This window comes from Roseomonas marmotae (assembly GCF_017654485.1).
Classification (GTDB): Bacteria; Pseudomonadota; Alphaproteobacteria; order Acetobacterales; family Acetobacteraceae; genus Pseudoroseomonas; species Pseudoroseomonas marmotae.
In genome coordinates, this window is sequence record NZ_CP061094.1 from 394,101 (window position 1) to 418,046 (window position 23,946).

Here is a 23,946-nt window from a genome sequence, read left to right on the forward strand (position 1 = left end):
AAAAACCGCCAGCCTTGAGGGACAGGATGATGAGCAGCTCTGCCGTGACCGAATCCGTCCCTGCCTCGCTGGAGGCGATCGACAGCCCCATCGCCCGCCAGACGCTGCATGAGCAGGTGGCCAGCCGCCTCCGGGACATGGTGACCGATGGCCGCCTGCCGACGGGGCAGCGGATCAACGAGGTCGCGCTGGGCCAGGCGCTTGGCGTCTCCCGCACGCCGCTGCGGGAGGCGCTGAAGACCCTGGCCGGGGAAGGGTTGCTGGAGCTGATCCCGGCCCGTGGCGCGATCGTCCGCAGCTTCAGCGCCAAGGATGTCGCCGACAGCATGGAAGTGCTGAAGGCGCTGGAGCAGCTCGCCGCCCGCCGCGTCTGTGCTCTGGCCAGCGATGAGGGCATCGCCCGGCTGCTGGCGCTGCATGCCGCCATGCGGGAGCGCTACGAGGCGCGGGACCGGCTGCCCTATTTCAAGCTGAACCAGGCTTTCCACACGGCCATGGTGGCCCTGGCCGACAACCCGCCCCTGCTGCGGATGCACGAGATGCTGCAGGCGCAGATGAAGCGCATCCGCTTCATCGGGCATGAGGGGCCGGAGAAATGGGCGGCGGCCATGGCCGAGCATGAGGAGATGGCCGAGGCCCTGCGCCGCCGCGACGGCGAGGCGCTGGCCGGGACCATCGGCCGCCACCACGACAATGGCGTGAGGCGCATCCGCGAATTGATGTAGCCCGAGCGCCGCAACGAGAATCAGAACAAGAGGGAGGCCCGCTTGCAGTTCCAGACGCTTTTCCAACCCGCCATCGACCGCCCCGTCGCCGCCGCCCTGCTGGGGGCCGGGGAGTTCGGCCTCTCGCTGATCGCGCAGGCGCGGCGGATGCGCGGGCTCGACATCGCCGCGGTCTATGACCTGGACCCCGCGCGCGTCTCGGCCGCGCTGACGGAGATGGAGGTGCCACACCGCCGCTGCGCCAGCCACGCGGAGGCCGCGCGGGCACGGGCGGCGGGGGAGATCGCGCTCTGCGAGGGGCTGGCGGATCTGCTGGCGCTGCCGCTCGACATGGTGGTGGAGGCCACCGGCCATGCCGAGGCCGGCGCCGCGCATGCCGAGGCCGCCATCCGCGCCGGCATCGGCGTGGCCATGGTGAGCAAGGAAGCCGAGAGCGTCGTCGGCCCCATCCTGGCGCGGCGCGCCAGGGATGCTGGCGTCGCCTATACCCTGGTGGATGGCGACCAGCCCGCGCTGCTGGTGGGCCTCGTCTCCTGGGCGCGGCTGCTGGGCCTGCCCATCGTCGCCGCCGGCAAGAGCAGTGAATATGATTTCGTGCTGGACCCCGTGACGGAGGAGGTCTCCTGGCTGGAGCGCCGCGTCCATGCCGCCGGGATGATGCGCCACTGGCACCTGGGCGGCGACGTGGCGGGAACCGTGGCGGCGCGCGCGGCGCTGCTGAGCAGCCTGCCGCTGCGGACCGTGCCCGATTTCTGCGAGATGGCGCTGGCCGCCAATGCCACGGGCATCCTGCCGGACCGCGAGGATTTCCACGCGCCCCTCGCCCGCACGGTGGAACTGCCGGACATCTATGCTCCGCGCGGCGCGGGGGGGCTGCTCTCGGGCCCCGGCCGGTTGGATGTCTTCAACGTGCTGCGGCGGCCGGACGAGAGCAGCTTCGCCGGCGGCGTCTTCGTCGTCGTGGAACTGGCGGACCGGCGGACCGGCGCGCTCTTCGCCGGCAAGGGCATCCCGGTCTCGGCGGACGGGCGCCGGGCGCTGATCTACAACCCCTCCCACCTGCTGGGGGTGGAGGCGCCGATCTCCATCCTCGCAGGCGGGCGCCTCGGCCATTCGGTGCTGCAGCCCGATTATGCCCAGCGCGTGGACCTGCTGGCCCGCGCCACCCAGGACCTGCCTGCCGGCCATGTGCTGGGCATCGAGGGCAACCGCCATGCCGTGCCGGGCATCGACCCGCTGCTGCGCCCGCTGGAGCAGGCCGGGCCGGCCATGCCCCTGCCCTACTACATGGCCGTGGGCCAGCGCCTGACCCGGGCCGTGCCGACCGGCACGGTGCTGACGCGCGACATGGTGGAGGCGCCCGCCGGCAGCACCTTGTGGCGGCTGCGCGCGGAGCAGGAGGGACGGCGCGAGGCGGCCTGAGTCCGGGATCGATGGCCAGCCTGCCGAGCAACGCCACTCCACCCGGCAGGCGCCGAGCCCGCCTCCGCTGATCGCGTTCCAGGGCCGGGCCGAGGCGCAGCGGCTGCGTGCCTCGGCCTGTCCGGCCCATGGCAGGGCGCTGCGCCACGCGCTTGGCCACAGCCTCTTCAGTAGGACAGCTCGAACTACTGGCTGTTGCGGGCTTTCAGGAACAGGATTGTTGCCTCAGGTCGTGACGCGCCTCTGTTGACAGAGCTGGATGATCGGCTTGCGGCGGCCAGCGGGGCTTTCCCCAGAGCCGCCAGGTGCTGCCGAGTCTCTTACCACCATCGGCTACTGGATCCGGCGGGTCGGCACCGCCTGTGGCTTCCGCTGCCAGCGGCGGCTCCGGGCTTCATGTCCGGATGACGTCAGCCATTCAAGCGGCCGGCCGCTCTCCTGCCCCGCCGGATATCCGCGCGCGAGCCAGCTTATCCAGTTCCCGCAGCCATAGCACGGAGCTTGCGACGGTTATGCAGACCAACCAGTCCCCTCCATCGAGGGGCGCGGTGGAGAATGCCTGTTGCAGAAAAGGCGTGTATATCACGAGCACTTGCAAGAATACGGACAGCACGATTGCCGCCAGAAGCCAGCCATTAGCAAGAAGGCCGATGAAGGCGCTTCTCTCATCCGAACGGGCGTTCAGGACATTGAATATCTGGAAGAAGGTCAGTGTCGTGAAGGCCATGGTCTGTGCATGATCCAGGCTCCCCGTCCCCTCGATCATCCCGCCCGGCAGGGACAGGTCGAGCACCAGCAATGTGCCTGTCGCCATGATGATGCCGACGAAGAAGATTCCCTTCCACATCCGGCGCGTGATCACCCCCTCCCCACGCGGCCGGGGCGGCTGCGTCATGGTGCCCGCATCCACTGGATCAACGCCGAGCGCGAGGGCCGGCGCCCCATCCGTCACCAGGTTGATCCAGAGGATCTGCGTGGCGAGCAGCGGCAGCACCACGCCGGTGTCACCCGATCCCGTCAGGCCGATCTGCTCCGCCAGCAGGATGCCGAAGAACATGGTCATCACCTCGCCGATATTCGACGAGAGCATGTAGCGGAGGAATTTCCGGATATTCGAGAAGATGGCGCGGCCTTCCTCGACAGCCGCCACGATGGTGGCGAAGTTGTCGTCGGCCAGGACCATGTCGGCCGCCTCCTTCGAGACATCCGTGCCGGTGATGCCCATGGCCACACCGATATCGGCCCTTTTCAGGGCTGGCGCGTCATTGACGCCATCCCCCGTCATGGCCACCGTCGCGCCTCCACGCTGTAACGCCTTCACGATCCGCAGCTTGTGCTCGGGGTCCACGCGCGCATAGACCGAGGCCTCGCGCACCGTCCGGTCGAGCACCGCCTCCGGCATCGTCTCCAATTCGGCTCCCGCGATAGCCCGCGCGCCGCTGGAGATGCCGATCTCGGCGGCGATGGCCGATGCGGTCAGAGGGTGATCTCCGGTGATCATGATCGGGCGGATGCCGGCGCCGCGCGCCCGCGCCACAGCCTCCCGCGCTTCCTCCCGCGGCGGGTCGATCATGCCGATCAGCCCGAGGAAGACCATGTCCCGTTCGAATGTTCCGGCGAGGTCATCCTGCTCTGCCGCATCTCCTGGCAGCGCGCGGAAGGCGACGCCGAGGGTGCGCATGGCCTGCCCCGCCATCTCCTCGTTGCTCCGCAGGATGGCCGCGCGGCGTCCCTCGGTCAGGGGCACCGCCTCCTCCCCGGCGAGTTCATGCGTGCAGCGCCCGAGCAGCACGTCCGGGGCGCCCTTGGTGAAGGCCAGCAACGCTCCATGCCGCTCCGCATCCGCGTGAACCGTCGTCATGAGCTTTCGCTCGGAAGAGAAGGGAATCTCCGCGACCCGCCTGAAGCGGGCATCGAGCGCATCGCCCCGCAGCCCGGCCTTGCGCGCCGCGACGATCAGGGCGCCTTCCGTGGGGTCCCCCATGACCTTCCACTGCCCGTTCCCGCTTTCCTGCAGCACCGCGTTATTGGCACGATCGGCGGCGGACAGCGCACGGAGCATCTCGGCACGCTGGCGGCCCTCGACCGCGCCACCATTGTCGCGCGTGATCTCACCCTCGGGCGCATAGCCCGCGCCGCCGAGCTTCGCGCCGCCGCTGGCGGTGACGATACGGCGCACCGTCATCTCGTTCTTGGTCAGCGTGCCGGTCTTGTCCGAGGCGATGACGTCGGCCGAACCGAGCGTCTCGACAGCCGCGAGATGACGCACGATGGCGCGCCGCTTCGCCATGCGCCGCACACCGATGGAAAGCACCGCCGTCACCACCGCGGGAAGTCCCTCGGGAACCGCGGCGACGGCGAGCGCCACGCCCAGGATCAGGACGTCGAAGACCGCGCGCGCGCCGTGCACCTCCTCGAACAGCAGAATCGTACCGACCATGACCACGGCAATGACGATGACGACCACGCCCAGCGTCCGGCCGACGCGTTCCAGCTCCTTCTGAAGTGGCGTCACATCCTTCGGGGCCGCCTTCAGCATGCCGGCGATATGCCCCATCTCCGTGTTCATGCCGGTGGCCGTGACCAGGGCACGGCCATGCCCATAGGTCACGGCCGTGCCGCTGAAGACCATGTTGGCACGGTCCCCGAGCCCGGCTTCCGCCGCGATCGCGGCGGTATCCTTGGGCACAGGCAGGCTTTCCCCCGTCAGCGCGGCCTCAGCGACCTGGAGCGCGGCGGATTGCACCATCCGCGCATCGGCCGGGATGGTGTCGCCCTCCTCGATCACGATCAGGTCGCCGGGCACGAGATCCGCCGCGGGGATTCCCTGCTGCACGCCGTCGCGGATGACCTTCGCCTGGGCCGCGGACATCTGCCTGAGGGCCGCGAGCGCCTGCTCGGCCCTGGCCTGCTGGATATAGCCCATCAGCGCGTTGAGCAGGACGATGGCCAGGATGGCGATCGCTTCATAGGGTAGCGAAGTCTCGGGTTCGAGCCACCAGAGGCCGGCCGATACCAGGGCGGCGACGAGCAGGAGAATGACCAGAACATCCTGGAACTGCGCGAGGAACTTTCGCCAGGATGGCACGGGCTTCTCGGCGGTCAGCGCATTCCGTCCGTAGCGCCGGAGGCGGGCCTGGGCTTCCGCGGCCCGAAGGCCGGTCTGCGGATCTGCGCCTAGCGCGCTGGCGACTTCCGAAGCCGCCAGCCGGTATGCCGGTGTTTCTGCATCACTCATCGCCTTCGCCACTTCTCCACGCCGTCCGGTTTCCGCTGCCTGGAGAGTCTGACGAGACGAAGCTCGATCCCGTCAGGCTTCCCCGCGCAAGCCTGGAGGATAACGCTCCCGGGCGGCAAGGCGGGACGAGGTGACGCCATGCCCCGTCACGAATGCCTGGCCGGACCGGCGGCGGCTGCCACCTGTGGCGGCCGGCAGCTAGTGCGAGATCAGCACAGGAATCTTCGGATCCGTTAGGATTCCGCGTGTCGCGCCGCCCAGAACGAAATCCCGCATGCGGGAATGGCCGAAGCCGCCCATGACCAGCAGGCCTGCCTCCCTTTCCCGCGCGAAATCCTGCAGCCTCCCGGCGATGGCCTTGCCGTCGCTCCGCAGCTTCGCCGCCTCCGCCTGGATGCCATGGGAGGCGAGATAGGCAATCAGGCGCTCTTCCACAGCGGATTCGGGAAGGCGTTTCTCGTCGACGACCGTGGCGACGGTAACCGAACTGGCCCGCCGCAGGAACTCCCGTGCATCCGCGACCGCCCGCGCGGCAACACGGCTCCCGTCCCATGCGATCGTCACCTGCTGGAGAGAATGGGGGGGATGGCTCTCCGGGACCAGCAGGACAGGACGTCCTGAACCGAAGATGGCCGCTTCCGCCGTGATCCTCAGCGTTTCGTCGTCCGGCCGGAGCCCGGCCAGGATCAGGTCGTGGTAGTGCCCGTGATCCGCGACGACATCCCCCACACTGTATGGATAGCAGGACAGTTCCGTCGCGCGGAACGAGACACCGGCAGCGGCGGCCGTGGACTTCAGCGCCCCGGCAAGCGCGTTGCCGCGAGCATGGCATTTGGCCTTCGTCTCCGAGATCATCGTGGGGACATCGACCACGAGATTGCCGAAAGGACTGGAGACCCTGGGAAATTCGGCCCCGAGGATGAGCGCGTGGACCTGCCCCCGCAGATGCTGCGCGACCGCCGCGGCATGAAGGGCGATGCCCTCGGCGTTTCCGTCCGGGTAAGTATGGAGGGGAACCAGGATCTGAATCGGCATGACAGCTCCTCGCGTGTCGCCACACGTTTACGGATAGGTGGAGGACACTTCAAAGTTAAATTCCAGCGCATCGTTCAATCTGGTGCACATCTCTCAAACCGTGAGAGGGTACGGGGCGCAATAAGGAGCACACCGTCCGGGGGATAACGCTCCCAGTTACCGCATGGCTGCGGAACAGAGCGCGTTCCCCATCACTGCACGGGCTCTGCCTTGGCAGTGTCGAGGGCCTTCCGTGCCGGAAGAGAGTTACTGGCAAAAATTCGATCTTTGATATGCCAATCCTGAGCAACATACGTTGAGCGTTATCATCTTCGGCTTCTCTGGCCCGTTTTTGTCCGGGCGACCGGTATCCAATCGCCGGCCGAGCATCAGCTCCAGCCATCATGTGGTCGTTGCTGCGGCAGGCTCCTGTTTCTCCGTAGGAGGTTCGTATGCTGCTAATGTCGCCCGGTGAGCCAACGTCGAACCGGAAGCTAGCCTGGTTGGGAGTGGCGATTCTGGCTTACATCGCGGTGTTGATGCTGCCGACCCCAGCGGGGCTGACGCCATCCGGTCAGACGGCACTGGGGCTGCTTGTGCTGGTGATCATCGTTTGGATCAGCGAATGCATCTCGCCCGCAGCCAGCGCCGTCCTGCTGATCGGCGCGGCCGTGCTGGGATTGATGGGCAAGCCACTGACGGATGGCGCGCGGCCCATGACCTCGGGCCAGGCCCTGGGTCAGATGCTCTCGGGTTTCTCCTCCTCCGCCGTGCTGCTGGTGGCAGGCGCGCTGTTCCTGGCCGTGGCGCTGAAGCTGACCGGGCTGGACCGGCGCGTGGCATTGCTGGTGATGTCGCGGGTCGGCATTTCGCCGGCCCGGCTGACCCTCGGGGCGATGATCGTCGGCTTCGTGCTGGCGCTGTTCATCCCCTCCGCCACGGCGCGCGTCGGCGCGGTGATTCCCATCATGGTCGGCATCACCACGGCGCTCGGGCTGCCGGTGACAAGCAGCCTGGGCGCGACGCTGATGATCGTGACGGCGCAGGCCTGTTCGATCTTCAACATGGCGGTCAAGACGGGCGCGGCGCAGAACCTCATCAGCCTGAGTTTCATGGAGCAGTCTTTCGGCCGCACCATCACCTGGGGCGAATGGTTCATCACGGCCTTGCCCTTCACCCTGTCGATGTGCGTGGTGCTGTTCGTGGTGGCGCTGGTACTGCTGCGGCCACATGTGCCGCCGGTGGAGGAAGCCCGGCAGCGGCTGGCGGATGAGGTGGCCACGCTGGGCCCCGTGACGCCGGCCGAGCAGCGGCTGATGCTGGTGGCGCTGATGCTGCTGGTGCTGTGGTCCACGGAAGGCTGGCTGCATCCGCTGGACACGACCACCACGACGCAGCTCGGCATCGCGCTGCTGCTGATGCCGCGTATCGGCGTCATGACCTGGGCGCAGGCGGAGAAGCAGGTGCCCTGGGGCACCGTCGTGCTCTTCGCGGCGGGCATCTCGCTCGGCATCCTGCTGTCCCGTACCGGCGCCGCTAACTGGCTGGCCGGGGTGACGCTGGGGCAGCTGGGCCTCGGCAACATGGAGGTCTACCTGGTGGTCGGGGCGCTCTCGCTCTTCAGCATCCTGCTGCATCTGGGCTTCGCCTCGGCGACGGGCCTGGCAAGCACCCTGATCCCCATCATGATCGCCTTCACGCAGACGCTGCCATTCGGGCAGCAGACCATCTTCGGCATCGTGATGATCCAGGCCATGGTCGTGTCCTTCGGCTTCATCCTTCCGACCAACGCGCCGCAGAACATGCTCTGCTATTCGACCGGCGCCTTCTCGGTGCGGGAATTCGCGAAGGTCGGCATCGTCCTGACCATCGCGGGGCTCGCCCTGCTGGTGCTGTACTCCGCCACTATCTGGCCCATGATGGGAGTGCTGTGATGCAAGGCAAGGTCGGGATCATCGGCGCCGGTTTGGTCGGCGCCGCTGCGGGCTACCTGCTGGCGAATGTGCCAGGGGTGAGCGAGGTGGTGCTGGTGGACCTGGACCGCGCCAGGGCGGAGTCGGAGGCCGCGGATATCTCCCACGCCGCGGCCTTCGGCAGCCCGGCGCTGGTACGCGCCGGGGATTACGCGGATCTGGACGGCTCGCAGGTGGTGGTGATCACGGCGGGCACCAGCCTCAAGCCGGGGCAGACGCGGCTGGATCTGCTGGCGGCCAATATCGGCATCATCTCCTCCGTGCTGGAGCGCGTTCTGGAGGTGGTGCCGGATACGGTTCTGCTCTTCGCCACCAACCCGGTGGATGTCATGCCCGCCGTGGCGGTAAGGCGCTTCGGCGTGCCACGCGGGCGCGCCATCGGCACGGGCTGCGCGCTGGATTCCGCGCGGTTCCGGGACCGGCTGGCCCGGCACCTCGGCGTCTCCCCCAGTTCCGTCCATGCCTATGTCCTGGGGGAGCATGGCGATTCCGAGGTGATCCACTGGAGCGGCGCGCAGATCGCTGGCATGCCGCTGACCGATTTCGCGGAGAAGATGGGCAATCCGCTGCCGCCCGAGCTGAGGGAGACCATCGCCAGGGAAGTCCGCACCTCGGCCTATCGCATCAAGGAGGGAAAGGGCGTCTCGAACTTCGGTATCGGCGGCTGCATCGCGCGGCTGACCCGGGCCATCGTGAACGACGAGCATGTGGTGTTCAGCACCTGCACCGTCATGGATGAGGTGCTGGGGGTGCCGGACACCTGCATCTCCCTGCCGCATGTGCTTTCCTCCGAGGGCGCGTCGCATCCCTTCCTGCCGCGCCTGGACGGCACGGAGGAGGCTGCCCTGCGCCACAGCGCGGAGGTGCTGCGGAAGGCCATCCAGGACGGGCTGGACGCGACCATACAGTAGCGCCGCGCCGGCCCGGCGAGCACCTTCCTCGCCGGGCCGGGCGCGGTGCCGCCCTACCCGCCCGGATGCAGGGCCGCGCCGAGCAGCCCGGTATGAGGTCGCGTCACCTGGTCGATCGGCACGGTTTCCATGAGGCTCGCGAAGCGCCCCTTGGCGGTGAAGCCCCGCGCCAGCGCCTCCAGGTCCAGCAATGGGCCGAGGCCGCGGCACAGCCCGCCCATGACATGCACGCCGCCATCGGCGACCAATGTCAGCACCAGGTCTCCCGCCGTGCCACCGAGGATGGCGGAGAACATTCTCACTGCCTCCTGGCAGAGCGCGCATCCCCCCGCCGCCCGCTGGCTGACCTCGGGCGGGGTGCCGAACCGCTCCTCACGCCCCTCCATCTCCGCCAGCGCGTTCGCCATCCGCAGCAGACCCGGGCCGGAGAGCAGCCGCTCGGTTGAGACATGCCCGAATTCCCGCCGGAGCCTGGCCAGGATCCCGGCCTGCCGGTCGTCATGCGGCGCGAAGGAGGTGTGCGCCGCCTCGCTGGCCAGCACCCTCGCCTTCCCCTCTTCCCACAGCAGGAAGGCGACACCCAGCCCCGTGCCTGGCCCCATGACCACCCGGGGCCGTCCCGGCCTGGCGGTGCCCGGCTTCAGCTGGCGGAAATCCCCGGCTCCCAGCCCATGGATGGACCAGGCCTGCGCGACGAAGTCATTGATCACCGTCAGCTGCCGCAGGCCCAGCCGCTCCCGTGCCTCCGGGATGGTGAAGCGCCAGGGGTTGTTGGAGAAGGCCACCTCGTCCCCGAGGACCGGCGTCGCCACGGCGAAGACCGCGTGATCCGCGCTTCGTCCCGCCAGATAGGCCTGCGCCGCCTCGATCAGCCCGGGGTAGTCCCGCACCGGCAGCTTCCGCTCATCCCGCATGATCCCGCCGGGCTCGCAGAGCGCGAAGCGGGCATTCGTGCCGCCGATATCGCCGACCAGCCGCATGGTCAGCGCCCCTCCCCCAGCACGAGGCCGACCGGGATCTCGGTGATCCGCCGCCGCAACGCCTCCACCTCCGCGCCCGAGGGATGTGCCGTGCCGGCATTGGACACCGCGGCGGCCCCTGCCGCGACACCCCAGGCGAAGGCATCCGCCGCCGTGGCGCCCCGGCTCAGCGCCAGCGTCATCGCCGCCAGGAAGCTGTCCCCGGCCCCGACCGCGCCCCGCACCGGCACGTCCAGCGCGGGCAGCCGCAGCGCGCCCTCGGCCGTGGCCAGCACCGCCCCGTCCCCGCCCAGCGTGACGGCCAGGCGGGCCACCCGGCCGGACCGGACCAGCTCCGTGGCCGCCTGCTCCAACTCGCCATCCCCGCGCAGCGGGCGGCCGACCAGGCTCTCGAACTCGCCGCGGCTCGGCTTCATCAGCTCGATGCCGCCCTGCTCCAGCGCGAGGCGCAGCGCCTCGCCCGAGGTATCGACCACCAGGTGCAGGCCCCGCTCCCTGGCGATGACGGCGGTGCGGGCGTAGAAATCCCCGGGCACACCGGTCGGCAGGCTGCCGCTGGCGACGAGCCACCCTTCCCCGATCTCCCCGATGGCTTCGAGGGCGGCACCCCATTCCGCCCCGGAAACGGCCGGCCCTTCCGGGACGAAGCGGTATTCCTGCCCGCTGGCGCGGTCGAGCACGGTCTGGCTGATCCGGGTCCGCCCGGCGATGGGGATGCTGCGCCGGGGGACGCCGGCGCTGTCCAGCAGCTCCTCCAGCAGGCGCCCCGTCACTCCGCCGGCCAGGATGATCGCCAGGGTTTCGCCGCCCAGTTCCTGCACCACGCGCGAAACGTTAACACCACCCCCGCCCGGGTCCTGCCGCTCATTGAAGGTCCGCACCTTGCGGACCGGATGCACCGCAGCGGCCTCGCTGGCCACGTCGATGGTCGGGTTCAGCGTCAGCGTGGTAATTCGGGATGACATCGTCGAGGCAACTCCGGGAGCGGTGTTCGCAACCTCATCTAGAACATCGGGCAGCGCTCGTCCCGCGCATAAACGGTAAATTGCGGCGGGCGATCCGGCCCGGCTTCAGAGGCCGCTGCCCGCCGGCGGACCGGATCCGGCCTGACCCCGGGCATGCGCCGCAGCTCGGTGAGGGAGGAGAGGATCAGCGACACCGCAGGTCGTGCCGTCCGGCAGCAGAAAGCCACCCGGTCCCGGGCACGACGACGATGCCGGAGGCGACGGCTGTATCCGCGGGGAAACGGTCACTGATGTCCTTGAAGGTGGAGGCCATGCCGCAGGCGAACTCCGGGCAGGAGAGCAGGAACAGGCTGATCGAGACAGCCCATAGAACCCATCAGGTGACGCGGCGGGCGCCGAGTCGGTTCGACAATCACGCGGCCGGAACTGCGGCTTGCCTGATGGAGAGGCTGTAATCACTGACCGTCGCACCGCGCCACCCAGGCCGGGAACGCGTTGAACTAAGCGTGACTCCTTTCAATCTCTTTCTTATCCAAGCACGGATCTGGCAAAGAAGGTCGTGGAGCCAGCCTGCTGCGGTCGATTTCAGTCATGCGTCATGGCCGCAATTTTCCGCATCACGTTGCCGTCCCGGGAAGATGACGGAGACGCACATGTCCGAGGCACAAGCCGCAACGGGATCGGCATCGCCATCCCAGGCGCAATCTCGCGCCTTATGGCTGTCCACCCTTGCCTTTACTGTCTGTTTTGCGGCCTGGACGATATTCTCGATCATCGGGATCCAGATCAAACGCGATCTCGGCCTCACCGAGTTCCAGTTCGGCCTTCTGGTCGGCACGCCGATACTGACAGGAAGCCTGATCCGCATCGTACTCGGTGTCTGGTCCGACCAGTATGGCGGGCGCGTGGTGTACACGGCGGTGATGGTCGCCGGAGGGATCGCCACCGGGCTGCTGGTCTTCGCCTACGACTATCCCACCTTCCTGCTCGCCGCACTTGGTGTCGGCATTTCCGGTGGATCCTTCTCGGTCGGCGTGGCTTACGTCTCGAAGTGGTTCCCGAAGGAGAAGCAGGGCACCGCCCTCGGGATCTTCGGCGCCGGCAATGTCGGCGCCGCCGTCACCAAGTTCCTCGCGCCGGTCATCATGGTGGCGATGGGCTGGAAGGCCGTGGCGCTGATCTGGGCCGCCGCGCTGCTGGTGATGGCCGTGGTGTTCTTCCTGTACACGAAGGACGACCCGGACCTCGCCGCGCGCCGCGCCACGGGCACCAAGCCGGAGAGTTTCGCGGCGATGATGGAGCCGCTGAAGAATGTGCAGGTCTGGCGCTTCAGCCTGTACTACTTCTTCGTCTTCGGCGCCTTCGTCGCGCTGGCCCTCTGGCTGCCGCGCTACATCATCGACGCCTACGGCTTCTCGATCACCACCGCCGGCATGATCGGCGCGGCCTACTCAGTGCCGGCAAGCATCTTCCGTGCCTATGGGGGTGTGCTCTCCGACCGGTACGGCGCGCGACGGGTGATGTACTGGACCTTCGGCGTGTCGATCGTGGTGACCTTCCTGCTGTCCTACCCGCCAACCGATTTCGTGATCGATGGCATCAACGGCCCGATCTCCTTCCATATCGCCATCGGCGTGGTGCCCTTCATCGTGCTGGTCTTCGTGCTGGGCTTCTTCATGAGCCTGGGCAAGGCGGCGGTGTACAAGCACATCCCCGTCTACTACCCGAACCGTGTCGGCGCGGTGGGTGGCGTTGTCGGGCTGATGGGCGGGCTTGGCGGCTTCCTGCTGCCCATGGCCTTCGGCCTGCTGAACGACCTGACGGGCATCCGGCAATCCTGCTTCATGCTCCTGTTCCTGCTCAGTGCGATATCGCTGGTGTGGATGCATGTGTCGATCCTGCGCATGGAGCGCGAGGCGACGACGGCGCAACTGGAACGCCTGCCCGAACTGCCGGAGATGCAGCCGATCCACGGACCCGCGCAGGAAGGCGCGCTCCGCGGCAGAGCGATCCAGGACTGGCGGCCGGACGACCCGGTCTTCTGGGAACAGACCGGCAAGGCCATCGCGCAGCGCAACCTGTGGGCATCCATCGCCTGCCTGCTGCTGGCATTCGCGGTGTGGATGGTGTGGTCCGTCGTGGTCGCGAAACTGCCTGCCGTCGGCTTCCGCTTCACGACCGACCAGCTCTTCTGGCTCGCGGCGCTCCCGGGGCTTTCCGGGGCGACCTTCCGCATCTTCTACACCTTCATGCCGCCCATCTTCGGCGGCCGGCTGTGGACCACCCTGTCCACCTGGTCGCTGATCCTGCCCGCGCTCGGCATCGGCTTCGCGGTCCAGGACCCAACGACACCCTATTGGGTCTTCCTGCTGCTGGCGCTGCTCTGCGGCTTCGGGGGCGGCAATTTCTCCTCCTCCATGGCGAACATCGCGTTCTTCTTCCCGAAACGTGAGAAGGGGAACGCGCTCGGGCTCAATGCCGGGCTCGGCAACCTCGGCGTCAGCGTGGTGCAGCTGGCCGTGCCGCTGGTGATCACCGTCGGCGTGTTCGGATGGCTCGGCGGGGAGCCTCAGGCGGTAAGCGACGGCGGCGTCCTGTGGCTGCAGAACGCCGGCTTCATCTGGGTTCCTTTCATCATCGCGGCGGCCTTCACGGCATGGTTCCGCATGGACGACCTCGCCGAGATGAAGTCCTCCTTCGCCGACCAGGCCGTGATCTTCCGGCGCAAGCACAACTGGATCATGTGCTTCCTCTACACCGGCACCTTCGGCTCCTTCATCGGCTACTCCGCTGGCTATCCGCTGCTGTCCACTACCCAGTTCCCTGAGGTCAACGCGCTGCAATTCGCCTTTCTGGGGCCCTTGCTGGGCGCGCTCTCACGCTCATTCAGCGGCTGGGTTTCCGATCGCTGGGGGGGTGGCCGCGTGACGGTCCTCGCATTCATCGCGATGGCCATCGGCGTCTATGGAGTTATCCACTTCATCGGCATCAAGGACCAGCCGGGCGCCTTCTGGGGGTTCTTCGCGAGCTTCATGTTCCTGTTCCTCGCCAGTGGCGTCGGCAACTCCTCCACCTTCCAGATGATCCCCGCGATCATGGGCAAGGACATCGTGCGGCTGATGCCGGACGCCAATCCGGCCGAGCAGAAACTGCACGCGGAGAAGGAAAGCGCCGCGATCATCGGCTTCACCGGAGGCATCGCGGCCTATGGCGCGTTCTTCATCCCCAAGAGCTACGGCTCCTCGATCGCCATGACCGGCGGGCCGGAAGCAGCGCTATGGGGCTTCTTCGCCTTCTATCTCGTCTGCATCGCTGTCACCTGGGGCGTCTACACGCGTCGCGGCGGCCTGCTGTATGACCTCGAGCGCGGCCAGAAACGGCGCCCCGCCCCGGTCTGACCGTCCCCCCGTGAACTCCGTGCACTTGGAGCGACGGCGTCGGTCTTCCGGGAAGGAGGCTACAGGCATGGAGAAGCGCCGCACGGGGGGCGGGTCATTGGCCTGCTACGTCGGGCGGAGGTTGGACCGGTTCCGGGGCGGCTGGAAGATGGCCGCGGCCAGCACGGGCGTGGCTGTCAGCAAGCCGAGGGCGACGTTCTGACCCGGCTCCCGCCGGATCGGAACGCCCGCGCATCGCTCAGACCATGACAACCAGGGTGCCGCCGCACGGGGCGGCGGCGGCGCTCAGCCGCAGCCTCCGGCGCCCGCGAGGTCGGACCTGCGGCCCGGCTGGGGACCCGCCGGCAGATCCGTGGACGTGCAGGAGGACCCGGCGGGCCAGGCGGAAGGCCGGGGCGGCGCGTTCTCGCCCTCGAACAGGTCGAAGCCCTGGACGCGCGCCCGCGCGGCCAGCGCCGCGATATAGCCCTGCACCGCCTGGCGCCAGCTGGCTTCCTGGAGGAATTCGACGATGCGCCCGCGCATGGCGGCGAATGGCGGCACGCGCCCGACCTCCCGCGCCACGACGCGGATGACATGCATCCCATAGCGGCTCCTGACCACCCTGGGGCAGACCTGGCCGCTCTCCAGCACGGCGAGATGCGCCTCGAACTCCGGCACGGTGCTGCCGCGCTCGATGAGGCCGAGATCGCCGCCCTGCGACTTCGAGGGGCAGTCCGAGAACTGGCGGGCCAGCTCCGGCAGCCGGTCCGGGTCCTCCAGCACCTCGGCCAGCAGGGCCTCGGCCTTCGCCTGCGCCGCCTCGGCCGCCTGCGCGTCCTTCGGGTCGGCGGCCACCAGAAGATGCTGCACCTGCCAGATATCGGGCAGGCGCAGCCGCTCCTGGTTGCGGGCGAACCAGCGTTGCAGCTCGTCCTCCGTCGGCTCGGGGAGGTGCAGCTCCGTCTCCAGCAACCGGCGGATCGCGGCCTCGTCCGGCTCCTCCCCCGGTTCCGGGTCACGGTCGCTGATACCGCGCGCGGCCGCCTCGGCCAGCAGGATCTGGCGGATGACCAGGGCGCGGGCGGAGGCTTCCCAGGCCTTGGCCGGGTCCTCCGCCTCCTGCAACTGCACCTCAAGGGCGATCAGATCCTCGGGGATGACCACCCCGTCCACCTTGATCATGGCTGAGCTCCCCGCATGCGTTCCGTCTCTGCCAGCCTGGCCTGCACCGCGGGGCCGCTGGCCTGAAGCCCCGCCGTCGCGCCATCCTCGTAAGCGATGGCCACCGGCACCCCGAGCGAGGCGCGGTAGAGCGCCCACATGGCGCCGGACTGGTCGATATCCGCCCCGTGCAGCAGCAGGGGCAGGTTGCTGCGCTCCGCCACCAGTTCCGCGAACTGCCTCACCTGATCATCCGTGGGCACTCCCTGGACGGGAAGGTTGACGTAGCGGATGCGGGAGAACTCGGCATGCTGCTTCTGCGAGGCGACATCAGGATCGGGGGCCCGGAGATCCACGATCATCGCGAAGCCGACGCGCTTGGCCTCGATCACCCCGGCGTCATCGATCGGCCCCGATGTCGCGATCATGCGCGTCACCCGATGATAGAGCGGCAGGCGCTTCTCGCTGACCTGGTCGCCGAAGGGAACGACCCCGGGCGTCGGCGCGACTTCCGTGGCGGAGCCCGCCGCCATGAGCAGCACGGCCAGGGCCGGAAGCGCCGCAGTCCCGCCCCGCATCACACGCCCTCCTTGGCGATGTTCGCGTTCTTCCGGACGATCTGCCAGCCGCGCCGGCCCAGGAACCAGACCGGCGCCGACCACACATGCACCAGCCGCGTGAAGGGCACGAGCAGGAACAGGGTCATGCCGCAGACCAGGTGGAGCTTGTACACCCAGGGGACGGAGCTCACGAGTTCAGCCGAGCCAGGCTGGAACAAGAGGATGCTGCGCGACCACTCGGCAAGCACCAGCATGTAGGTGCCGTCCAGGTTCTGCGCGGATTCCGGCAGCGTCGCGACGCCGAGGCAGAGCTGAAAGAAGATGAACAGCAGGATGAAGATGTCGGTGGGCTTGCTGGTCTGCCGGATGCGCTGATCCGTCAGGCGGCGATGGATCAGCATCAATCCGCCGATGATGCCCAGCACGGCCAGCCCGCCGCCGGTGACGATCGCCAGGATCTGCTTGGCTTTCACCGTCAGTCCGAAGGCATGATAGACCTCGGGCGGTGTCAGCAGCCCTGCGGTATGGCCGACGAACAGGCCGAGGATGCTGATGTGGAACAGGTTGCTGCCCCAGACCAGCTCTTTCCGGCGCAGGAACTGGCTTGACTGGCTCCGCCAGGAGAACTGGCTCCGGTCGAAACGCGCCCAGCTTCCCAGGAAGAAGCAGATCATGCAGAGATAGGGATAGAACCCGAACAGGAATTGGTTCAGCCAATCCATGATGCGGTCTCCTAGGTGCCGGAGGGCGGGATCGACGGGGGGGAGCGGGGCGGCGGAGCGCGGCTGAACTGCGCGACAAGGGCCGCCGCCTTGGAGCAGGCGCTGTCAGCGACAGCCGGCTCCATGAAATTCACCGGAGCTTCCTCATAGCGCGCATCGATGGCCTCCGGCGTATCCTCAGGCTCCCCTTCCGCCAGGCGCGCCTCCACCACGTCACGGTTGGCCGGCCGGGCGCTCAGGGCCTCGATGGCCCGCAGCACGGCGGCATAGGCCGCGCCGCGCCGCTCCAGCCGCGCGGCCAGCAGGGACACGACCTCGGCAACCTCGCCGAGCAGGAGGCGCGCCTTTCCGGCATCATGCAGGGAAGCATATTCGAGAAAGACCGGCAGGAAATCGGGCAACTCATCCGCCGTCAGGTCGAGCCCCATGCCGCGGTAGTCTTCCACCAGATCCACCATGGCCTGCCCGCGCTCGCGGGAATCGCCGAAGACATGGCCGAACAGGTAGAGGGAGAGCGAGGGAGCGCTGTCGAACAGCGCCACGTACTCACACTGCGCCTCCATCAACTCCGCGGCGGCCAAGCCGTCGCAGAAGCGGAGAACCGCCTCCGTCTCGGCCGCCGGCAGGCCGGCCCCGCGCAGGATCTCCGCGATCTCCGGCAGGGCATCGATCAATGCCTCATTGGGATAGAGAAGCAGCCCGGCGAGAGCCTTGCAGGCGAGCATGGCGCTATTTCCTGTCCAGTGGGAAACGCTCACCTCGTGTCTTGCGGGTGTCCTGCCCCCACAACATGAACCGGCTATTGCCTTCGGATGTCATCTGGCCGAAGTGGAAGCCGGCGATGCCACGCTGGTCATAGGCATTCTCCGCGACTTCCTTATGCGCGGTCGGGATCACGAAGCGGTCCTCGTAGTTCGCGATCGCCATCACGCGGTACATCTCCTCCGCCTGACGCTCCGTCAGCCCGACCGCGTCAAGTGCGGAGGTATCCCGCACCTCCTCCACGCTGCGGCGGCGCATATAGGCCCGGAGCGCGAGGAGCTTCCGCAAGCTGTGGCGGACCGGCTCCTCCTTGCCCGCCGTCAGGAGGTTGGCGAGGTAGCGGACAGGGATGCGGAGACTGTCGATATCGGGGATGCCATCCAGCGTGCCGAGCGCCCCGGCATCCGCAGCCTCCTGGATCGGGGAGAGCGGCGGGATGTACCAGACCATCGGCACAGTCCGGTATTCCGGATGCAGCGGAAAGGCGACCTTCCAGTCACAGGCCATCTTGTAGACGGGCGAGCGCTGCGCCGCCTCGATCCAGCTATCCGGCACGCCGTCCTTCTGCGCCTGCGAGATCACGGCGGGATCGTTCGGGTCCAGGAAGATGTCGAGCTGAGCCTGATAGCAATCCTGCACATCCGGCTGGGACGCCACTTCCAGGATGCGATCGGCGTCGTAGAGCATGACGCCGAGATAGCGGATGCGGCCGACGCAGGTCTCGGAACACACCGTCGGCTGGCCGCTCTCGATGCGCGGATAGCAGAAGATGCACTTCTCCGACTTCCCGGTGTGCCAGTTGTAATAGACCTTCTTGTACGGGCATCCCGTGACGCACATGCGCCAGCCCCGGCACTTCTCCTGGTCGATGAGGACGATGCCGTCCTCCTCGCGCTTGTAGATCGCCCCGGAAGGGCAGGCCGCCACGCAGGAAGGATTCAGGCAGTGCTCGCAGAGGCGCGGCAGGAACATCAGGAAGCTGTTCTCGAACTCGCCGTAGATCGCCTTCTCGACATCCTTGAAATTGTAGTCACGGGCACGTTTGTGGAACTCGGTGCCAAGGGATTCCTCCCAGTTCGGTCCCCAGTTCACTGTCATGCGCTCGCCCGTGACGATGGAGACGGGGCGTGCCGTGGGCGCCGCCTCGCTTTCCTGCACGCCGTGGATATAGGAGTATTCGAAGTCGAAGGGCTCATAATAATCGTCGATCTGCGGAAGTTCCGGATTGGCGAAGATCTTCGACAGGATGCGCCACTTGCCGCCCGTCTTGGGCCGCAGCGAACCTCCCTTCCCCAGCACCCAGCCGCCGCGCCAGCGCTCCTGGTTCTCCCAGTCCTGCGGGTAGCCGACGCCTGGCTTGCTTTCCACATTGTTCCACCAGGCGTATTCGATGCCCTGGCGCGTGGTCCAGACCTGCTTGCAGGTGACGCTGCAGGTGTGACACCCGATGCATTTGTCGAGGTTCAGGACCTTGCCGATCTGCGCGCGGATCTTCATGCCCGGTGCCCCTCGAGACGGGAGGATTCCTCAGCCTTCATGATAGGACGCTTCTCCGACAAGGGGCGGTCCCGCCAGTCCACCTTGACCATCTTACGCAGGATAACGAATTCATCCCGGTTCGACCCGACGGTGCCGTAGTAGTTGAAGCCATAGGAAAGCTGAGCATAGCCGCCGATCATATGCGTGGGCTTCAGCACCACGCGCGTGACGGAGTTATGGACGCCGCCACGGTTCAGCGTGACTTCGCTGCCCGGCACATTCGCGCTGCGCTCGGCCGCGTGATACATGAAGGCCGCGCCCTGCGGAATGCGCTGGCTGACAACCGCACGCGCGACCAGCGCACCGTTACGGTTGAAAGCCTCGATCCAGTCATTGTCCTCGATGCCGGCCGAGGCGGCATCCCGTTCGCTGATCCAGACGATGGGTCCACCACGGGCCAGCGTCAGCATGATCAGGTTCTCGGTGAAGGTGCTGTGGATGCCCCATTTCTGGTGCGGTGTCAGGAAGTTCAGCACCAGCGGCGTGCTGCCATTGTCATGCAGCCGCGCCAGCTCATCGGATGCGGAGCGCGTGTCGATCGGCGGGCGGTAGGTCGCGAAATGTTCGCCGAAGTCACGGAGCCAGGGATGGTCCTGATAGATCTCCATCCGTCCGGTGAGCGTGCGCCAGGGAATCAGCTCATGCACATTCGTCCAGCCGGCATTGTAGCAGATCTCATGGCTTTCGATGCCGGACCAGACGGGCGAGGTCAGGATGGGCCGCGGCTGGGACGCGATGTTCCGGAACTCGATCTTCTCGTCCACGCGGCGGGCGATCAGGTGCGTATGGTCCCGCCCCGTGGCTTTGGAAAGCGCCTGCCAGGCCTTCAGCGCGACATGACCATTGGTCTCTGGCGCGAGTGACAGAACCGCCTCGATCGCATCCATGTCATCGCGCATGCGCGGGCGATCGTCCCGCTCGGGTGGGTTGACCAGACGAAGATGCGCCACCTCCTCCTTTGTATCCCACACCATCCCCTTGGTGCCGTTCCCACGCTCCTCCAGCAGCGGCCCGATGCTGATGAAGCGGTCGTAGGTGGCGGGGTAGTCGCGTGATACCAGGGTGATGGCCGGCATGGTGCGGCCTGGCACGCCCTTGACCTCGCCATGGCGCCAATCCACCGTTTCGCCATAGGGCTGCGACAATTCGGAGGGCGTGTCCTTCAGCGTCGGCGTCAGAACCAGGTCTTCCTCGACGCCGAGTTCCCCGGGCGCGAGGCGCTGGAAGGTTTTCGCGATCTCGCGGAAAATGGCCCAGTCCGTGCGCGCACCCCAGACCGGGTCCACCGCCGGTTGCAGCGGGTGGATGAAGGGGTGCATGTCCGTCGTGTTGAGGTCGGCCTTCTCGTACCATGTGGCGGTCGGCAGCACGATGTCGCTGAAGAGCGTCGTGGTATTCATGCGGAAGTCGATTGTGACCATCAGGTCGAGCTTACCCTCAGGCGCGCCATCGCGGCGCACCACCTCCTCCGGGCGCTGATCGCTCTCCTCGTTCAGCACATTGTTGCGTGCCCCCAGGAGGTGCTTCAGGAAGTATTCATGGCCCTTGCCACTGGCACCAAGGAGGTTGGAGCGCCAGACAAAGAGATTGCGCGGCCAGTTCTCCGGCGCGTCCGGGTCCTCGCAGGCCATCTGCAACCCGCCCGAGTTCAGTTCCTCCGCCACATGAGCGACAGGGTCCTTGCCCGCCGCCCGCGCCTCGCGCGCCACCTGCAGAGGGTTGCGCTTCAACTGCGGCGAACTCGGCAGCCAGCCGCTGCGTTCCGCCCGCACATTGCAGTCGATCATGGTGCCAGACCACCGCGCCGGATCGGCCAGCGGCGAGATCTGTTCCCGCAGTTCCATCCGTTCATACCGCCACTGGTCGGTATGGGCGTAGAAGTAGCTGGTGCCGTTCATCTGGCGTGGCGGCCGCACCCAGTCGGACGCGAAGGCGACGGGCAGCCACCCCGCCTGCGGGCGTAGCTTCTCCTGCCCCACATAATGGGCCCAGCCGCCGCCGGACTGGCCGATGCAGCCGCACAGGGTCAGCATGGTGATGATGGCCCGGTACGACATGTCCATGTGGTACCAGTGGTTCAGGCCAGCGCCGACGATCACCATGGAGCGGCCCTTCGTTGCCTCCGCATTGGCCGCGAAGCCACGCGCGACAGCGATGCAGCGGTCCCGCGGCACGCCGGTGATGCGCTCCTGCCAGGCGGGGGTGCCGGGCACATCGTCGTCGAAGCTGTTGGCGGCGGCGTCACCGAGCCCACGACCGATGCCGTAGCTGCCCAACATCAGGTCGAATACGGTCGCGACCCGGACCTCCTTGCCATCCTTCAGCCTCAGCAGGCGCACCGGCACGCGGCGGTGCTGGACCGGCGCATGGTCCGTCAGGCCGAAGCGGCCAGCATTGCCGAAATAGGGGAAGGAGACGGTGGCAACCTCCTCGCCCATCAGGGAAAGGCGCGGCGAGATCTCGTGCCCGTCGCCGCCGTCCTTGGGCTCGAGATTCCACTTGCCCTGCTCGCCCCAGCGGAACCCCGCCGTCCCCTGCGGAGCCACGACATCGCCTGTGGCCTCATCGATGAAGACCGGCTTCCACTCGGGATTGTTCTCCTGTCCAAGCGCATCCGCGAAGTCGGCCGCGCGCAGCATCCGGCCTGGCACCAGCCCGTCTTCCCGTGGCTCCAGCATGACCAGAAAGGGAAGGTCCGAGTATTTCCGGACATAGTCCTGGAAGTATGGGACCTGACGGTCGATGAAGAACTCCCTCAGGATGACATGGCCCATGGCGAGCGCCAGCGCGGCATCGGTTCCCTGTTTCGGGTGCAGCCAGAGATCCGCGAAGCGCGCGACCTCGACAAAATCGGGGGCGATCACCACGCTCTTGGCGCCGCGATACCGCGCTTCCGTGTAGAAATGTGCATCCGGCGTCCGTGTCATCGAGACGTTGGAGCCCCAGAGCAGGAGATAGCCGGCATTGTACCAGTCCGCGCTCTCCGGCACGTCCGTCTGCTCGCCGAATGTCTGCGGCGAGGAGGGCGGCAGGTCGCAGTACCAGTCATAGAAGGACAGGCAGGTCCCGCCGATCAGGCTGAGATAGCGTGTGCCCGCCGCATAACTGATCATCGACATGGCCGGGATCGGCGAGAACCCCACGACGCGGTCTGGTCCCCATTGCTTGACCGTGTGGATATTCGCTGCCGCGATCAATTCGTTGACCTCGTCCCAGTCGGCGCGGACGAAGCCGCCAAGGCCGCGCACCCGCTGGTATTCGTTCCGCTTCGTCGCATCCTCCTGGATGGATTTCCACGCCGCGACCGGTGCCAGTGTCTTGCGTGCCTGACGCCACATATTCAGAAGACGCCCGCGTATCAGCGGATACTTGATGCGGTTGCTGCTATAGAGATACCAGGAATAGCTCGCGCCACGTGGGCAGCCGCGAGGCTCATGATTCGGCAGATCCGGCCGTGTCCGGGGATAGTCCGTCTGCTGCGTCTCCCAGGTCACGAGCCCGTTCTTGACGTAGATCTTCCAGCTACAACTGCCGGTGCAGTTCACGCCATGCGTGGAACGGACGATCTTCTCACTTTGCCAGCGGGAACGGTAATTATCCTCCCAGGCCCGGTTCTCGTCCGTGACCACGCCATGGCCATCAGAGAAGGTTCCTTTGTACTTCCGGAAGAACAGAAGCCTGTCGACGAACTGGCTCAATGGCGCGTCCTCCCAGCATATGTCCGTTTCACGGGGCGCTGGCGTACTATGTCCGACGGAGTGCAAGTTTTCGTTGCGCCAGCGCAAATAGTATAGGTGGCTCACGTCAAGAAAAAGTGCGGGTCCACCGGGTCATTTACCATCGGTAGCAATCTGCTCGATCCTCTGCCTGTCACAGAGGACCACCCGAAGTCGTCCTGTCACGATGACGCCTCGTTCCGCCCAGTCATGCAGCACGCGGCTGACCACATAGAGGTCAGTCCCGACTATTTCGGCGATGTCCTGGCGAGAGAGGGGATAGCCGATTTCGACACCTTCGGGGGCTGCCAACCCGATCTGGTCAGCAAGGCGCAGAAGGGCCCGCGCTATCCGCTGCTCGACCCGTTCCGTGGCCATTTCACAAAGGCGCTGAGCCAGTTCCTCGGAACGCCGGCTGACATAGCCAAGCGCGTTCGCCCCGATCGTCGGATATCGCTCTATCAGTTCATGGGTTCGCGCCGCAGCCCAGGAGAGCAGGATGCAGTCCGTTATCGCCGTGGCCGTGGCTGGGAGAGGAACATGACGGAATACCGCGATATCGCCGACAAGATCGCCCGGGCCCAGAACATGAATGGTGGCGATAGCGCCGCCGTTGCGCATCTGCCAGACCTTCACGATCCCTTTGCCGAGGGCGATCAGCTCGTTCGGCGTATCCCCCTGATGGTACAGCACCGTCTTCGCTGGGATCATCCGCAGCTTGCTGGTCAGGAGCACCTCGTCGAGCGCAGTCTGCGGAAGGCCGGCGAAGAGTGGGTTCCGGACCAGCAACTCATGGACATTGGACTCGCTCATGACATTGCGGCTCCCTCGGGTGCCAACGGGAAGAGCAATCCCTACCAGCCTGGTCAGCTCGGAAG

16 protein-coding genes are annotated in these 23,946 nt (G+C 67.0%); 5 read left to right on the forward strand and 11 right to left on the reverse strand.

The features are described 5' to 3' along the window. Nucleotides 1-26 precede the first annotated feature (26 nt). Together IAI58_RS20460 and IAI58_RS20465 are read left to right on the forward strand one after the other, a co-directional pair. The gene (locus tag IAI58_RS20460; RefSeq protein ID WP_207446378.1) at nt 27-725 is read left to right on the forward strand and encodes a GntR family transcriptional regulator; all 699 of its coding nucleotides are present in this window, start codon (nt 27-29) and stop codon (nt 723-725) included. Between the two features lie 42 nt (nt 726-767). Continuing rightward, a complete protein-coding gene (locus IAI58_RS20465; protein WP_207446380.1) occupies nt 768-2,147 on the forward strand; it encodes a homoserine dehydrogenase in 1,380 nt (459 codons plus the stop codon). A 418-nt stretch (nt 2,148-2,565) separates the two neighbouring features. On the opposite strand, the gene IAI58_RS20470 is transcribed toward IAI58_RS20465, so the two are convergent. Both IAI58_RS20470 and IAI58_RS20475 read right to left on the reverse strand, forming a co-directional pair. After that, complete coding sequence (locus tag IAI58_RS20470) at nt 2,566-5,385, reverse strand: cation-translocating P-type ATPase (RefSeq protein WP_207446382.1); 2,820 nt, start codon at nt 5,383-5,385, stop codon at nt 2,566-2,568. Between the two features lie 198 nt (nt 5,386-5,583). After that, complete coding sequence (locus tag IAI58_RS20475) at nt 5,584-6,420, reverse strand: universal stress protein (RefSeq protein WP_207446384.1); 837 nt, start codon at nt 6,418-6,420, stop codon at nt 5,584-5,586. Nucleotides 6,421-6,908: 488 nt separating this feature from the next. Between IAI58_RS20475 and IAI58_RS20480 the strand changes: the two genes are divergently transcribed. Continuing rightward, nucleotides 6,909-8,333 (forward strand): DASS family sodium-coupled anion symporter, encoded by a 1,425-nt coding sequence (locus IAI58_RS20480; RefSeq protein ID WP_237182969.1) that lies wholly within the window; start codon nt 6,909-6,911, stop codon nt 8,331-8,333. Next, entirely contained in the window at nt 8,333-9,283 is a 951-nt protein-coding gene (locus IAI58_RS20485; protein ID WP_207446390.1) for a lactate/malate family dehydrogenase, read from the forward strand. The genes IAI58_RS20480 and IAI58_RS20485 overlap by 1 nt, the downstream gene beginning before the upstream one ends. 53 nt (nt 9,284-9,336) lie before the next feature. Here the strand turns inward: IAI58_RS20485 and glk are convergent, their stop codons facing one another. Beyond that, on the reverse strand, nt 9,337-10,263 hold the full coding sequence (gene glk / locus IAI58_RS20490) for a glucokinase (protein WP_237182334.1): 927 nt from the start codon (nt 10,261-10,263) through the stop codon (nt 9,337-9,339). Between the two features lie 2 nt (nt 10,264-10,265). After that, a complete protein-coding gene (locus IAI58_RS20495) occupies nt 10,266-11,228 on the reverse strand; it encodes a 1-phosphofructokinase family hexose kinase (protein ID WP_207446392.1) in 963 nt (320 codons plus the stop codon). 653 nt (nt 11,229-11,881) lie between these two features. Between IAI58_RS20495 and IAI58_RS20500 the strand changes: the two genes are divergently transcribed. Beyond that, nucleotides 11,882-14,626 (forward strand): nitrate/nitrite transporter, encoded by a 2,745-nt coding sequence (locus tag IAI58_RS20500; protein WP_207446394.1) that lies wholly within the window; start codon nt 11,882-11,884, stop codon nt 14,624-14,626. 285 nt (nt 14,627-14,911) lie between these two features. Here IAI58_RS20500 and IAI58_RS20505 read toward each other — a convergent pair whose 3' ends face one another. The 7 genes from IAI58_RS20505 to IAI58_RS20535 form a co-directional block, all read right to left on the reverse strand. Continuing rightward, nucleotides 14,912-15,790 carry a peptidylprolyl isomerase gene (locus IAI58_RS20505; protein WP_207446396.1) on the reverse strand — a complete coding sequence of 293 codons (879 nt, stop codon included), beginning with the start codon at nt 15,788-15,790 and terminating at the stop codon, nt 14,912-14,914. Continuing rightward, the gene (locus tag IAI58_RS20510; protein ID WP_207446398.1) at nt 15,787-16,347 is read right to left on the reverse strand and encodes a fused DSP-PTPase phosphatase/NAD kinase-like protein; all 561 of its coding nucleotides are present in this window, start codon (nt 16,345-16,347) and stop codon (nt 15,787-15,789) included. The genes IAI58_RS20505 and IAI58_RS20510 overlap by 4 nt, the downstream gene beginning before the upstream one ends. Further along, nucleotides 16,347-17,051, reverse strand: coding sequence for a respiratory nitrate reductase subunit gamma (gene narI, locus IAI58_RS20515; protein WP_207446399.1), 705 nt, complete (start codon nt 17,049-17,051; stop codon nt 16,347-16,349). Before narI ends, IAI58_RS20510 begins: the two co-directional genes overlap by 1 nt. An 11-nt stretch (nt 17,052-17,062) precedes the next feature. Further along, a complete protein-coding gene (narJ, locus tag IAI58_RS20520; protein ID WP_208776261.1) occupies nt 17,063-17,776 on the reverse strand; it encodes a nitrate reductase molybdenum cofactor assembly chaperone in 714 nt (237 codons plus the stop codon). 4 nt (nt 17,777-17,780) lie between these two features. Next, entirely contained in the window at nt 17,781-19,310 is a 1,530-nt protein-coding gene (gene narH / locus IAI58_RS20525) for a nitrate reductase subunit beta (protein ID WP_207446401.1), read from the reverse strand. After that, on the reverse strand, nt 19,307-23,050 hold the full coding sequence (locus IAI58_RS20530; protein WP_207446402.1) for a nitrate reductase subunit alpha: 3,744 nt from the start codon (nt 23,048-23,050) through the stop codon (nt 19,307-19,309). Before IAI58_RS20530 ends, narH begins: the two co-directional genes overlap by 4 nt. Nucleotides 23,051-23,182: 132 nt before the next feature. Beyond that, on the reverse strand, nt 23,183-23,881 hold the full coding sequence (locus tag IAI58_RS20535) for a Crp/Fnr family transcriptional regulator (protein ID WP_207446403.1): 699 nt from the start codon (nt 23,879-23,881) through the stop codon (nt 23,183-23,185). Nucleotides 23,882-23,946: the final 65 nt, after the last annotated feature.